The organism is Sphingomonas sp. EC-HK361 (assembly GCF_902498785.1).
Classification (GTDB): Bacteria; Pseudomonadota; Alphaproteobacteria; order Sphingomonadales; family Sphingomonadaceae; genus Sphingomonas.
Genome location: NZ_LR701494.1, coordinates 836,678 through 851,167 on the forward strand (window position 1 = coordinate 836,678; position 14,490 = coordinate 851,167).

General features: G+C 66.8%; 11 protein-coding genes. 3 read left to right on the forward strand and 8 right to left on the reverse strand.

Going from position 1 to position 14,490, the window contains the following annotated elements:
- Positions 1-7: 7 nt before the first annotated feature.
- The 7 genes from BOS5A_RS11365 to BOS5A_RS11395 all read right to left on the reverse strand — a co-directional run bounded on the left by BOS5A_RS11365 (position 8) and on the right by BOS5A_RS11395 (position 6,484).
- Positions 8-1,168: a cysteine desulfurase gene (locus BOS5A_RS11365; protein WP_234419411.1), complete on the reverse strand. Its 1,161-nt coding sequence runs from the start codon at positions 1,166-1,168 to the stop codon at positions 8-10.
- A gap of 146 nt (positions 1,169-1,314) precedes the next feature.
- Positions 1,315-2,397, reverse strand: coding sequence for a SufD family Fe-S cluster assembly protein (locus tag BOS5A_RS11370; protein ID WP_151955213.1), 1,083 nt, complete (start codon positions 2,395-2,397; stop codon positions 1,315-1,317).
- 166 nt (positions 2,398-2,563) lie between these two features.
- Positions 2,564-3,391 (reverse strand): Fe-S cluster assembly ATPase SufC, encoded by an 828-nt coding sequence (sufC, locus tag BOS5A_RS11375; RefSeq protein ID WP_151955214.1) that lies wholly within the window; start codon positions 3,389-3,391, stop codon positions 2,564-2,566.
- Positions 3,378-3,653: a hypothetical protein gene (locus BOS5A_RS11380; protein ID WP_151955215.1), complete on the reverse strand. Its 276-nt coding sequence runs from the start codon at positions 3,651-3,653 to the stop codon at positions 3,378-3,380. Before BOS5A_RS11380 ends, sufC begins: the two co-directional genes overlap by 14 nt.
- Positions 3,650-5,122 carry a Fe-S cluster assembly protein SufB gene (gene sufB / locus BOS5A_RS11385; protein WP_151955216.1) on the reverse strand — a complete coding sequence of 491 codons (1,473 nt, stop codon included), beginning with the start codon at positions 5,120-5,122 and terminating at the stop codon, positions 3,650-3,652. Before sufB ends, BOS5A_RS11380 begins: the two co-directional genes overlap by 4 nt.
- Positions 5,122-5,538: an SUF system Fe-S cluster assembly regulator gene (locus BOS5A_RS11390; protein ID WP_151955217.1), complete on the reverse strand. Its 417-nt coding sequence runs from the start codon at positions 5,536-5,538 to the stop codon at positions 5,122-5,124. Before BOS5A_RS11390 ends, sufB begins: the two co-directional genes overlap by 1 nt.
- Positions 5,539-5,629: 91 nt before the next feature.
- On the reverse strand, positions 5,630-6,484 hold the full coding sequence (locus tag BOS5A_RS11395) for an AraC family transcriptional regulator (protein WP_151955218.1): 855 nt from the start codon (positions 6,482-6,484) through the stop codon (positions 5,630-5,632).
- 247 nt (positions 6,485-6,731) lie between these two features.
- Between BOS5A_RS11395 and BOS5A_RS11400 the strand changes: the two genes are divergently transcribed.
- Genes BOS5A_RS11400 through BOS5A_RS11410 form a run of 3 tightly spaced genes read left to right on the forward strand, consistent with a single transcriptional unit; the run spans position 6,732 to position 11,434 of the window.
- Positions 6,732-7,775 (forward strand): quinone-dependent dihydroorotate dehydrogenase, encoded by a 1,044-nt coding sequence (locus BOS5A_RS11400; RefSeq protein ID WP_151955219.1) that lies wholly within the window; start codon positions 6,732-6,734, stop codon positions 7,773-7,775.
- Between the two features lie 46 nt (positions 7,776-7,821).
- Complete coding sequence (gene ggt, locus BOS5A_RS11405) at positions 7,822-9,588, forward strand: gamma-glutamyltransferase (protein ID WP_442800515.1); 1,767 nt, start codon at positions 7,822-7,824, stop codon at positions 9,586-9,588.
- A 55-nt stretch (positions 9,589-9,643) separates the two neighbouring features.
- A complete protein-coding gene (locus tag BOS5A_RS11410) occupies positions 9,644-11,434 on the forward strand; it encodes an AMP-dependent synthetase/ligase (protein ID WP_151955221.1) in 1,791 nt (596 codons plus the stop codon).
- A gap of 137 nt (positions 11,435-11,571) precedes the next feature.
- Here BOS5A_RS11410 and BOS5A_RS11415 read toward each other — a convergent pair whose 3' ends face one another.
- Positions 11,572-14,454 carry a M16 family metallopeptidase gene (locus tag BOS5A_RS11415; RefSeq protein ID WP_151955974.1) on the reverse strand — a complete coding sequence of 961 codons (2,883 nt, stop codon included), beginning with the start codon at positions 14,452-14,454 and terminating at the stop codon, positions 11,572-11,574.
- Positions 14,455-14,490 lie beyond the last annotated feature (36 nt).

Sequence of the window (14,490 nt, forward strand, 5' to 3'; positions counted from 1 at the left end):
AAAATCCCTACCCAAAAATCCGCGTCACGCGCGCCACGCCGCGCACCAGCGCATCAATGTCCTGCGAGCCGTTATAGACGCCGAAGCTCGCCCGCGCGGTCGCCTCCACGCCGAGCGCCGCCATCAGCGGCTGCGCGCAGTGGTGGCCGGCGCGGATCGCGACCCGTTCCTCGTCCAATATGGTCGCGACGTCATGGGGATGCACCCCCTTGACCGCAAAACTCACGATCCCCGCCGCATCGTCCGGGCCGAACAGCCGCACTGAATTGATCTGCGACAGCGCATCGCGCGCCTGGCGGACCAGCGCGGTTTCGTGCGCATGGATGCGGTCAAGCCCAAGTCCCGCGACATAGTCGATCGCCGTGTGCAGCCCGAGCGCACCGACGATATGGGGCGTCCCCGCCTCGAACCGCCCTGGCGGCGGCGCATAGGTCGTTTTCTCGAACGTGACGCGGTCGATCATCGATCCGCCACCTTGCCAGGGCGGCATCGCCTCCAGCAATTCGGGCCGCGCCCAGAGCACGCCGATACCGGTCGGGCCATAGAGCTTGTGCCCCGAAAACACGTAGAAATCACAATCGAGTTCCGCCACGTCCACCGCGATCCGCGGCACCGCCTGACAGCCGTCGAGCAGCAGCTTCGCCCCCACGCCGTGCGCCAGCGCCGCCGCACGGCGCGCATCGAGCACCGAACCCAGCACGTTCGAGACATGCGCGAACGCGACGAGCTTGTGCCGCGGCGTCAGCATCGCTTCGATCGCGTTGAAGTCGATCCGGCCGTCATCGGTCAACGGCGCGACATCGATCGCGGCGCCGATCCGCTCCGCGACCATCTGCCACGGCACGATGTTCGAATGATGCTCCAGCGTCGAAAGCAGGATGCGGTCGCCGGCCTCGAGGTGAGTCGCGGCCCAGCTCTGCGCGACGAGATTGATCCCCTCGGTCGCACCGCGCACGAAGACGATCTCGTCGGGTGATCCGGCGCCGATGAACTCAGCCACCCGCCGCCGCGCCGCCTCATAGGCCAGCGTCATCTCGGCCGAGCGCTGATATACACCGCGGTGAACGGTAGCGTAGGTCTCGCCGTAAGCGCGCGTGATTGCATCGACGACGATCTGCGGCTTCTGCGCGGTCGCCGCGGTATCGAGATAGGCCCAGCCCGCGGGAATTGCGGGGAAGTCGGCGAGGGTGTCGAGAGCCTCCCCTCCCTCGAAAGGAGGGGTTTGGGGTGGGTTGTCGGCGAGGGAACGCCCGGCCTCGAACCGACCCACCCCCGGCCCCTCCCTTCCAGGGAGGGGAGAAACCACGCCTTCACTCACAGCGCCTTCTCCAGCCACGAATCGGCATCCGCCTCGAACGCCGCGCGCACCGCCTCGTCGCCGATCCGCGCCAGCGAATCCGCCACGAACGCGTGGGTCAGCAGCGCCTTCGCCCGACTGTCCGGAATGCCGCGGCTCGCCATGTAGAAAAGCGCGCGGGCATCGAGCTCCCCGACCGTCGCGCCGTGCGCGCACTTCACGTCGTCGGCAAAGATCTCGAGCTCCGGCTTCAGGTTCACCGTCGCCGTGCGTTTCAGCAGAAGACCCCGCAAAGATTGCTCGCCATCGGTCTTCTGCGCATGCCGCGCGACCTCGACCGCGGCGGCGAGGCTCACGGTGCTCGTATCGGCCGCGACCGCGCGCCAGAGCTGGTGCGACTGGCCGTTCGGCGCTGCGTGGCGGATGCGCACCGCGCATTCCTGCCGCTGATCGCCCGCGGTCAGCAGCGCGCCGCCGAATTCTGCAAAGGCGCCCTCGCCGCTTGTCGTAACCGCCGCGTCGATCCGGCTGCCCGCCTGCCCCGCGCCGAGGAACACCGCGACCAGGCTCGCCGCCTCGCCGACGTCCGCTTCCTCGCGCAGGCTCACGAAACCGCCGGCCTGGAGCATCCGCACCGATCGCATCAGCCGCGCACCGCGACCCAGCCGAAGGCGCGCGAAGCGGTTCGTCCAGCCGATGCCCAGATAGGTTTCGACGATCTCCGCCGCTGCGTCCTCCGCCAGCACGATCTCGCAGGGTAGATGGTTCGCCCCGCCGCTCGCGACATGGACGATCTGCACCGGGTCGGCCGCCGCATCCTTGGCGAGGTCGAGCGCCCAGCCCGCACCGCCGGCCTGCTTGCCGAGCGGATGGTCGCCACCGTCGATGGCGCGAATCGTCACACGGTGCAGATCGCTCGCGTCGCGATCGAGAACGCCATCGCGAAACACGATCCGCGCGCCGGGGCGATCGATCCACCAACAGGCTGGGTCGGGCCGCGCCTCGCTATGCGGCAGCGCGACTGCGGCCGCGATCGCCTCCGGATCAGACCATCGCCACGCCTCCTCGCGGGTGGATGGGAGGGTGAGCGCAGCTGTCATGCCGCGGTTCGCCTGAAGAGGTATTCACGCGGAGGCGCGGAGACGCGGAGTGACCGCGCTTCTCCGCGCCAAAGGCGCAGCAATGTGCGCACGAAGACCCAAAGCCTCTTCTGCGGCTGCGCCGCGTCTTCTCCGCGTCTCCGCGCCTCCGCGTGAACCAACGCCTTCACGCCGCCACCTCTGCATAGCCTTCACGCTCCAACCGGTGCGCCAGTTCCGCCCCGCCCGTCCGCGTGATCCGTCCACCGTCGAGCACATGGACGAAATCCGGCTTCACATAATCGAGCAGCCGCTGGTAATGCGTGATCAGCAGCACTGCCTTGTCGGGCGCGCGCATGATCCGGTTGATGCCGTCGCCGACGACACGGAGCGCATCGATGTCCAGCCCGCTGTCGGTCTCGTCGAGGATCGCGAAGCGGGGGTCGATGACGCCCATCTGGACCATCTCGTTGCGCTTCTTCTCGCCGCCGGAGAAGCCGACATTGACCGGGCGCTTGAGCATCTCGGCATCCATGTCGAGCTTGCGCGCTTCCTCGCGCGCGAGCTTCAGGAACTCGCCGCCGGACAGCGGCTTCTCATCCCGCGAGACGCGCTGCGCGTTGAGCGCCTCGCGCAGGAACTGGACGTTGGAGACGCCGGGAATTTCGACAGGATACTGGAAGCCGAGGAAAACCCCCGCCGCCGCGCGCTCATGCGGTTCGAGCGCGAGGAGGTCGATCCACTCGCTTCCCACCTCATCACCACCCCGGCGAAGGCCGGGGTCCAGTTGCGAGCCGTCCGATCCTGGGCCCCGGCCTTCGCCGGGGTGGAAGAGAACGGAACCCTCCGTCACCTCATACCCAGGCCGCCCACCGAGCACATACCCAAGCGTCGACTTCCCCGCCCCGTTGGGCCCCATGATCGCGTGCACCTCCCCCGCGTTCACGGTGAGCGAGAGGCCCTTGAGGATCGGCTTGCCGTCGATCTCGGCGTGGAGGTTTTCAATCTTGAGCATCTTCATCTTTCTTGAGCGCCACGATGATCTGCGTAGCTCGATCATTTGCGATGGCTGCATCTTCCGACGAAATCGTCGGCGCCACGTGCGGACCAACCTCACGCAAAATGCGCTGCCGCCAGTTCTCCAGGCGAGCATCAGCGAAAGTGTGGTTTTCGAAATCATCCCACTCGTAAGGAGCCAGCCCGGGCGCTCGCCCGAAAAACCGCTCCAGCATTGCTGCAATGTCGGCGGTGGTCGAAAGGCGAGGGCTGGCACTCAACCGACACTCCCTTCAAGCGAAATCCCGAGCAGCTTCTGCGCCTCGACCGCAAACTCCATCGGCAGCTGCTGCAACACCTCTCGCGCGAAGCCATTGACGATCAGCGCCACCGCCGCCTCCGAATCCAGCCCGCGCGACATCGCGTAGAACATCTGGTCTTCGCTGATCTTCGAGGTCGTCGCTTCATGCTCGATCTGCGCGGACGGGTTGCGCACCTCGATATACGGCACGGTATGTGCGCCGCACTGGTCGCCGAGCAGCAAGCTGTCGCACTGGGTGAAATTGCGCACGCCCTCCGCGGTCGGCGCCACGCGCACCAGCCCGCGATAGGTGTTGTCGCTGCGCCCTGCCGAGATCCCCTTCGACACGATCGTCGATTTCGTGTTCTTGCCGAGATGGATCATCTTGGTGCCGGTATCGGCCTGCTGGCGGTTGTTCGTCACCGCGACCGAGTAGAACTCGCCGACCGATCCATCTCCCGCCAGCACACAGCTCGGATATTTCCACGTGATCGCGGAGCCAGTCTCGACCTGCGTCCACGACACCTTGCTGTTCCGCCCCTGGCACAGCGCGCGCTTGGTGACGAAATTATAGATGCCGCCGACGCCGTTCTCGTCGCCGGGATACCAGTTCTGGACGGTCGAATATTTGATCTCGGCATCGTCCAGCGCGACCAGTTCCACCACCGCGGCGTGCAGCTGATTCTCGTCGCGCATCGGCGCGGTGCAGCCTTCGAGGTAGCTGACGTAAGCGCCCTTGTCGGCGACGATCAGCGTGCGCTCGAACTGCCCGGTATTTTCGGCATTGATGCGGAAGTAGGTCGACAACTCCATCGGGCAACGAACGCCTTCGGGGATGTAGACGAAGGTCCCGTCGCTGAAGACCGCGCTGTTCAGCGTCGCGAAGTAGTTGTCGCGCTGCGGCACGACCTTGCCGAGCCATTTGCGGACGAGATCGGGATATTCCCTGATCGCCTCGCTGATCGAACGGAAGATGACCCCCGCCGCCTCCAGTTCCTTGCGGAAGGTCGTCGCGACCGAAACCGAATCGAACACCGCGTCCACCGCGACACGGCGCGGCGGCGTGCCGCCCTCGACGCCCGCGAGCAGCTTCTGCTCCTCGATCGGAATGCCAAGCTTTTCGTAGACACGCAAAATCTCGGGATCGACCTCGTCCAGCGACCCCAACTTCGGCTTCGCCTTCGGCTCCGCGTAGTAATAGGCGTCCTGATAATCGATCGGCGGAATGGCGAGCTTCGCCCAGTCCGGCGGCGTCATCGTGAGCCACAGGCGATACGCCTTCAGCCGCCAGTCGAGCATCCATTCGGGCTCGCCCTTCTTGGCGCTGATGTAGCGGACGGTATCCTCGCTCAACCCCTTGGGCGCGAATTCCTGCTCGATGTCGGAGGAGAAACCCCATTCATAGGTCTTGGCGACCGCGGCATGGGCTTCTGCGTTCTTCGTCGCCATTACGCGCGCACCTCTGCACTCAAACTGGCGAGCGACACACCCGCCAGAGCGCCGCGGACGGCGCCGTTCACGACATTCCAGTGCGGCTTCACGCGGCAATTCTCCTCGATGGCGCAGTCATGGCGTCCTTCCTCGACACAGGCCGTCATCGCGATCGGTCCCTCCACCGCCTCGACGATATCCGCGAGACTGATCGCAGCGGGCGGCCGCGCGAGGCGAAAGCCGCCTCCAGTGCCGCGCGCGCTCTCCAGCAATCCGGCCGCCGAAAGCCGGCTCACCAGCTTCTGCGCGGTCGGCAGCGGCACGCCCGTCTGCCCGGCGAGCAGCGTCGCGTTCAACCTGCCGCTCGCGCCGCAATGCCGCGCGGCCGCGGTCATCATCACGACGGCATAGTCGGCAAGGCTGGATAAGCGCACTGTTGCGAACCACTCTCAAATCGGACGGTTTCGATCCGATTGCCATGTGGTCGCGCGACGCCGCTACGTCAACCGCCCTTGCGGCGTTCGCTCAGGTTTCGCTGATGAGCGGCGACACCATTCCGGAAAGCGCGTGGCGCTGGTCGATCGTCAGCCGGGCGAGCACGCCGGGCTCCGTCCGGATCTGGCGCGGGGTCAGCCCGGTGAACTGCTTCAACTCGCGGATCAGATGCGACTGGTCGTAGAACCCCTCGCCGATCAGGATATCGGCGGACGAATGCCCGCTCGCCAGCGCGACAGCCGCGCGGAGCGCCCGGTATTTCCGCGCCAGCACCTTGGGCGGCGCGCCATAGAGCGCCTTGCACCGCCGCTCGATCTGGCGCCGCGAAAGCCGGGTAAGCGCGACGAGGTCGTCGATATCGGGCGAGGTATCGCTCGTCAGCCAGGCATCGATCGCCTGCGCGAACCCGGCCTCGCGCGCGCCGCGATCGGCGACCATGCGGCGAACGACCCCTTCCAGGAACGCCATCTTGGCATCGTCGCCCGGCGCATTGCGCATCGCGACCAGAGCCTCCAGCGCGCCATCGCCGAACAGCAGCGCGCCGTCGACGACCCGGTTGTGCATGGTCGAGGCGTCGATCCCGAGCATCGCGGCCCAGCCTGCCGGCTGCAGGCCGAGTCCCACGACTTCCACCGGCCCCGCCGCGCGGGTGCGAATCGCGCCGGTCGTCGGGCCCAGAATGTGGACGGCCGTCGCTGGTTGGCTGCTGCCATCGGGAAACCGATAGTCGCCGTCACCCCGGCTCAGGCGAAACCGCAGCTGCGCATGATCAGCGCGTTCGATATCGTCAAAGACAGGCACATCTGCCCGAAAGTGGTAGAACAGGGTAACGAAGGGCTGGAGGTCCTCCGCCGGCACGCGATAGTCGAGTGCAACTCCGCCCATCTTGTCCCCCGAACATCTTGTCGAGGATAAGCTTACTCCACTATTGCTGCATATAAAAGAAGGCCCGACCGCGAAGCAGCCGGGCCTTTAGGTAAGAACCCCTTGAGGAGTCCTTCGGGTCGCATGTCTGTTAAACGACGAATGCCCCTGAAAATATTGGACAGATTCGACAGCGCCACGGATTTTGTAAGATTCTGACGAAGCCCGATTGCGCCTGTGCCGAATTGGTGCGAACCGCCCGATGGTTATGGATTTTACCCGCGTTCGTTCGATTCTCTTCAAGATGGATGCCGAACGCGCGCATCACCTGACCGTCGCGCTGCTGGGAGCGTGGGGAAGGGTGGGAACGCCGCTCGCCCATAAGGAACCGCCCGAACCATCGCTCGCGACTCGAGTCGCGGGGATCGACTTCGCGACTCCGATCGGGCTGGCGGCTGGCGTCGACAAGGATGCGCGCGCCATTGCGGGCTTCCTCGCGCTTGGCTTCGGCAGCGTGGAGGTCGGCACGCTCACCCCCCGCCCGCAGCCCGGCAATCCGCACCCGCGGCTGTTCAGGCTTCCCGAAGATGGCGCAGTCATCAACCGGATGGGGTTCAACAATGGCGGCCTGCCCGGCGCGCTGCCGCGAATCCGTGAAGCGACGCGGACTGGCGTGCTTGGCGTGAACGTCGGCGCAAACAAGGACGCGGTGGACCGGGTCGCGGACTATGTTGCCGGCGTATCCGCGGCGGCGCCGCTCGCTGACTATGTGACGATCAACGTCAGTTCGCCCAACACGCCGGGCCTGCGCGATCTCCAGCACGGCGCCGCGCTTGCCGAACTGCTCGGCGCCACGCGCGACGCGACCGGTGCGACGCCGCTGTTCCTGAAGGTCGCGCCTGATCTGGAGCCGACGCAGATCGACGACATCGCGCGCGCCGCGATCGACGCGCGAATCGACGCGCTGATCGTCGGCAACACGACGATCTCGCGGCCGGTCCTGCAATCCGCGAATCGGACGGAAACCGGTGGCCTGTCCGGCGCGCCGCTCCGCAGCCTCGCAGCAAAGCGCCTGACCGACTTCCGCACCGCCACCGGCGGTGCGCTGCCGCTCGTCGCGGTGGGCGGGATCGACAGCGGCGCGGAGGCGTACGCCCGCATCCGCGCCGGCGCGAGCCTTGTCCAGCTTTACACGGCTCTGGTCTTCAGCGGGCCGGGGCTGGTCCGCAAGATGACCCGCGATCTCGCTGCCTGCCTGGCGCGCGATGGCTTCGGTTCGATAGCGGAAGCCGTGGGCACGCCGGAGACGTGACGCGACGGGTTGCGCACACGGCGCGCGCCGCTACCGTTGCGCCCCGATGAAGCGCCACCTTCCCCTCCTCGCCCTCCTCCTCACGGCTGCGTGCACGACTACCGGGTCGCCTCCCCCTCGCACGGCGACAACCATCGATGCACGAGCGCAAGCCCCCGGCATGGTCAGCGCCGCCGATCCGCGCGCCGCGGCGGCTGGCGTCGAAATCCTGAAGGCGGGCGGCAGCGCCACCGATGCCGCGATCGCGACGCAGCTGGCCCTGAACGTCGTCGAGCCGCAAAGCTCGGGGATCGGCGGCGGCAGCTTCTGGGTCGTGCATCAGGCCGGCGGGGGCATCAGCACGATCGACGCGCGCGAGGCGGCACCCGCCGCCGCAGGGCCGCGCTGGTTCTACACCGCCGACGGCAAGCCGCTCAGCCATGAAGACGCGGTCCCCGGCGGGCGCAGCGTCGGCGTTCCGGGCGCGCTGCGTGGCATGGCGATGGCGCATCGCCAGTCGGGCAAGCTTCCCTGGGCGGCGCTCTTCCAGCCAGCGATCCGGCTCGCGCGGGATGGCTGGCAACTCTCGCCACGCTTCGTGAACGGGCTTGCGAGCTATGGCGGACATATCACCCCCGAACTGCGCGCGATCTTTTCCGGCCCGGACGGGCAGCCGCTGACCGCCGGCGCGACGGTGCGCAACCCGGCGCAGGCGGCGCTTCTGGATAGGATCGCGAAGCTGGGGCCGGACACCTTCTATGTCGGCCCGCAGGCGCAGAAACTCGTCACGCGGGTCAACACCGCGGCGCGCAACCCGTCGAAGATGACCACCGGCGATCTCGCCGCCTATGACGCGAAGCCGCGCGATCCGGTGTGCGTGCCCTATCGCAGTTACCGCGTCTGCGGCATGGGGCCGCCTTCGTCGGGTGGCCTGACCGTGTTGATGATCCTGAAGGAACTCGAACGCTTCGACATGAAGCGGCTGGGCAAGGATTCGCCCGTCGCGTGGCATCTCTTCGCGGAGGCCTCGCGCCTCTCCTTCGCCGATCGCAACCTCTATATCGGCGATCCCGATTTCGTGCGTGTGCCGGTGGCCGGGTTGCTCGACCCCGCCTATCTCGCCGCACGCTCGGCGCTGATCTCGCCCGATCGCACCATGGCGAGCGTTACCGCGGGAACCCCGCCAGGCGCCCCGCCACGCATGCCCGTGCCGGCAAGCGAAACCGCCGGCACTACCGACCTTGCCGTCGCCGATCGCCAGGGCAATGTCGTCGAGGTGACGACGACGGTCGAGGGCGTGTTCGGATCGGGGCTCGAAGTCGACGGGACGGTACTCAACAACCAGCTCACCGATTTCGACATCGTCCCGGACAAGGACGGTTATCTCGTCGCGAACCGGGTGGAGGGCGGCAAGCGGCCGCGCAGCTCGATGGCGCCGACGATCGTCTACGACGCTGATGGCAAGGTGCGGCTCGCGATCGGTGCCGCCGGCGGCCCGACGATCATCGCGCAGATCGCCAAGGCGCTCATCGGAGTGCTCGACTGGGATTTGAGCGCACAGGACGCAATCGCGCTCGGCCTCATCTATGCCCCCGGTCTCGATGCGGTCGCGGAGGAAGGGACGGAGCGCGCGGCAATGGTCCCGGCGCTCCGCGCGCTTGGCGAGCGCATCAAGGTTGCGCCGCTCGGCCTGAAGGCCAATGCGGTCGAGTGGGTGGGCGGCCGCTGGGTCGGCGCGGCCGATCCGCGCAGCGAAGGCGTCGCGATCGGCGAGGACGGCAGCGTCACGAAGATTCGCCGCTTCGATGCGCAACCCGGCCGGCCACCCGAATAGAGGCCGATAGGGTATAATCATGGCAAGCGCCGAAAGAAGCGCGCCGGGAGAGAGAATGACACGCAGGCTCGAACATTTCCCCAATCTCGTGACGATGTTCTTCACGCGCGCAAAGGCGAAGGGGGACGTGCCGTTCCTGTGGGCCAAGCGCGGCGGCAAATGGCAGTCGATGAGTTGGGCGGAGGCCGCGCGCCAGGTCGCCAGCCTCGCCACCGCTTTGAAGGCGATCGGTCTGGAACGCGGCGACAGGGTGATGCTGGTCAGCGAAAACCGCCCCGAATGGTGCATCGCCGATCTCGCGATCATGGCCGCGGGCTGTGTGACGGTGCCGACCTACGTCACCAATACCGAGCGCGACCACGCGCACATCATCGAAAATTCGGGCGCGCGCGCGGTCATCGTCTCGACACAGAAACTCGCCAACGTGCTGATGCCCGCGGTGCTAAAATCCCTCCATGCGCAGATGGTCATCGGCATCGACCCCGTACGGCTCGGCCAGTCGAACATCGACGTCCACGACTACAAGACGCTGATCGCGCGCCACTTCGCCGATCCGGAGCCGGTTGCGGCCGAGGCGACGTTCAAGCGCGAGGACCTGGCCTGCATCATCTACACCAGCGGCACCGGCGGCGCCCCGCGCGGGGTGATGCAGCATCACGGTGCGATCCTCCACAACGTCAACGGCTGCTGCACCGTGATCTCGGAGGATTTCGGCTGGGACGACGAGGTCTTTCTCTCGTTCCTTCCCCTCTCCCACGCCTATGAACATACCGGCGGGCAACATTTCCCGATCGGACTCGGCGGGCAGATCTACTATGCCGAGGGGCTCGACAAGCTGGCGAGCAATATCGAGGAAGTGCGCCCGACGATCATGGTCGTCGTGCCGCGCCTGTTCGAGGTGCTGCGCACCCGCATCACCAAGACGATCGAGAAGCAGGGCGGGCTCGGTGAGCGGCTGCTCGGCCTCGCGCTCGATGTCGGGACGAAACGCTATGAGGACCGGCTCCGCCTGCTCGACCGGCCCGGCGCGCTCGTCGTCGATGCGCTGTTCAAGAAGAAGATCGGCAAGAAGTTCGGCGGACGGATCAAGGCGATGGTCTCGGGCGGCGCGCCGCTGACGCCCGAGGTCGGCGTGTTCTTCCAGTCGCTCGGCGTCACCTTCCTGCAGGGCTATGGCCAGACCGAGGCGGCGCCCGTCATCTCCTGCAACCGGCCGAGCGTCGGGCTGAAGATGGATACGGTGGGCCCGCCGCTTGCCAACACCGAGGTGCGGATCGCCGACGACGGCGAGATCCTGGTGCGCGGCGAACTCGTCATGCACGGCTATTGGCGCAACGACGCGGAAACAGCGCGGGTCCTGAAGAACGGATGGCTCCACACCGGGGATATCGGCGAGATCGACGCGAAGGGCCGCATCAGGATCACCGATCGCAAGAAAGACCTCATCATCAACGACAAGGGCGACAATGTCGCGCCGCAGAAGGTCGAAGGGATGCTGACCCTCCAGCCCGAGATCGTCCAGGCGATGATCGCGGGCGACCGAAAGCCGCACATGGTCGCGGTGATCGTGCCGGACCCCGAATGGACGCAGGAATGGTGCGCGAAGAATGGCGACGCGTGCAACTTCGCCCGCCTTGCCGAAAACAGCAGCTACCGCACCGCGCTCGCCGCGGCAGTGGAACGGGTCAATAAAGACCTGTCCGTCACCGAACGTGTGCGCCGCTTCATCCTGGCGGACGAGCCGTTCACGATCGAGAACGAGCAGCTTACACCCAGCCTCAAGATCAGACGCCACGTCCTGAAACAGGTCTACGGCGAAAGGCTGGACGCGCTGTATAAGGTGTGATTTGAGAATCCTCCCCTGAAAGGGGAGGGGGACCGCGCGCAAAGCGCGTGGTGGAGGGGTATCCCTCTATCGATAGGCTGATACCCCTCCGTCAGCGCTGCGCGCCGCCACCTCCCCTTGCAGGGGAGGATTTAGCGTTACTTCGGCACCACCGCCATCGTCCAGTCCTTTTCCGGCCGCAGATATTTCGCCGCGGTCGCCTGGATTTCGGCGGGGGTTATCCCCTTCAGATCCTGCGCGAGCTTGCGGGTATTTTCGATCCGGTTCTGGTCGAATGCGCCGCCCGACACCTGACGCAACCAGAATTGGTTCCCCGACGATGCGCGGATGAGATACTGGATCATCGGCTGCAGCGTCCTCTGAAACTCGTCGGCATCGACCGGCTTCGCGACCAGTTCCGCCGCGATCTGGCGGGAGAGCTGGAAGAAGAGCGCCACCTTGTCGGGCGCGACCTGCCCCACGGCGATCAGCCGCCCCCCGCTCGCCAGCCCGTCGGGCCACTGGCTCGCAACGCTGGGGCTGTAGCTGGCGCCCGCGACCGAGCGGAGCCGGTCGAACAGCCGGTCGGAGAAGATCGCCGCCAGCACGTCGAGCCGCCGCTGTTCCGCTGAATCTCCCGACCCACCGCCGGTCGGCCACGCGATCACCGCGGCGGCCTGCGTGTCGGCGCCGCTGTGCGTGCGCATCACCGGGCTGGCGACATGCGCGGGAAAGCGCACGGGGGGCGCCAGTGCCGCATCCGCCGCCCGTGCCTTCAGCGCACCGAACGTCGCCGCCACCGCCTTGATCGCAGCGTCGGCCGTCGTATCACCGAAGACATCGACCTCGATCGGGCCGGACGCGAGAATCGGCGCCCAGAACGCCTTGAATGCGGCGGGCGTCAGCTTCTCGACATCGGTCTGCTCGGGCACGCCCCAGCGCGGATCGCCGTCGCGCAGCAGGCGCTCCATGTCGCGTGAGAGCACCGCATCGGGCGACGCCTCGAACCCGGCATAGCCCGAAAGCATGACGGCGCGCGCGCGCATGACAGGCGCCGGGTCCCAGGACGGGAAGGCGAGTTTCGCCGCCATCAGCTTCAGATTGTCGCCATAATCGGCGGGCGTGCTGACCGCGCCGATCGTGAACGCATCGTCGTCGATCCCGAAATCGAGCCCCATCTGCCGGCCGTTGGTCAAGGCGTCGAGATCGCCCTGGTTGAGCTTGCCGATCCCGCCCGCGGCGAGCGCGAGATCACCCGCCCAGGCCGGCGTCGCACGATCGTTCGGCAAGGCATTGTAGCCGCGACCGAATCGCACCCGCAGATAGACGCGGCCGGTCTCGGCGGTGCTCGGAAAAACCAGCATCCGCACGCCGTTGGCGAACGTCACCTTCTCCATACCGAGATCGGCGATCGGCTCGCGTGCGGTAACCTTGCCGGGCGTGCCCAGCTTCGGCAGCTTCGAAAAGCTGACCGCCGCCTGCTTGGCGCGCGCGCCCGCCAGCTTCGACACATCGGCCTTCAGCGCATCGGCGAGCTTTGCCGGCGCGGTCGCATCGGCGACCTTGGTGTTGACGACCGCCCGCGTCGCATCCCCCTTGAACACACGCTGCGTCGATTCGAGCAGCGCGGCGGGCGTGAACATCCCCTTCTTCTCGGCATCGCGCAGGATATCGTAGGAGGTCTGCGGCCCCGCCACGGTCTCGCGGATGTCGAGCGCGGAGACCATGTCGTCGGCCTGGTTCGCGCCCATCTCGACCCGGGCGGTTTCCACCTGGTTCTTCATCGCCGCGTCGAACTCGGCAAGCTCGCGCTGGACCTCGGTCACCGTCGCGGCGTTCTTGCCCGCGTCCTCGATCACCGCGCGCACGTCCTTGAGCGCCGCCGCCCAGTCGTCGCCGATCGGCACGATGTTTGTGAAAGTGCCGTTCGCGGAGCGCGATACGTCGTCAAGGCTGACCGACGCCTGGAGGAAGCTGCCCCCGGCGCGCGCGCGCGTCTCCAGTCGGCGGTTGATCAGCCGCACCGCGAGCAGATCGACGAGCCGCTTCTGGTTGAAGATGATCGTGTCGTCCCGGAAAGTCCACGGGCGCAACACCGCGGTCGCGACGATATTGGGCAGCGACGGCTCCGCGATCGCCGCGGTTTCCGGCGCCTTCGGGTCAGGCTTGCCGAAATCGGGATCGGCCGGGTTCGGGCCCTTGCCCTGCCAGCCGCCAAAATTCTTGACGACCAGCTGCGCCAGCACGGCTGGATCGAGATCACCCGAAACGACGACGACCGCGCGTTCGGGGCGATACCAGCGATCATGAAATGCCGCGACAGCCGCAGGCGTCGCCGCCTGCAACGTGTTGATCGTTCCGATCGGCGAGCGATCGGCCAGCGGCTGCCCGGCAAAGAACGTCTCGCGCATCTTGTCCGACCAGCGGACCTGTGCACCGGGCATCTCGCGCTGCTCGGCCATCACCGCGGGGCGTTCCGAATCGAGGTTGGCCTGGGTGATCGTCGGCGACGCCATCATGCCCGAAAAAATCTTCAGGCTTTCGTCCAGCTTCGCATCCGTCGCGCTCGGCAGGTCGAGCTTGTAGACGGTCTGTGTCGGGGTGGTCGACGCGTTCGAATCCGATCCGAAGGTCGCGCCGAAGCGCTGCCACACCCGCTTCGCTTCGCCATCGGGCACATATTTCGATCCGCGGAACGACAGATGCTCGATCAGGTGGGCGTAGCCTTGCTGCGCATCGTCTTCGTAGAGCGAACCGGCGTCGATCCGCACCCGCACCGCGACCTGGCCGGGCGGCACGCCGTTCCTGCGCACGGCATAGCGCAAGCCATTGGGCAGCCGTCCGAAATGCCACTGCGGATCGGGCGGGATATCCGATCCCTTGAACAGCCACGGCGACGTATCGACCCGCGACATGTCCACCGCACCGGCCGCCGGTTCCGCCGGTTGCGCAACGGGCGATGCCATTTGCTGGGCGGCGATCGGCGACGCGATGGCGAGGAGAAGGGCAAGCGGCGACACTGCGCGCAATCGGGGATGCATGGCGGCAATGTAGACGCTCACGCGCGGCAGCGAAAC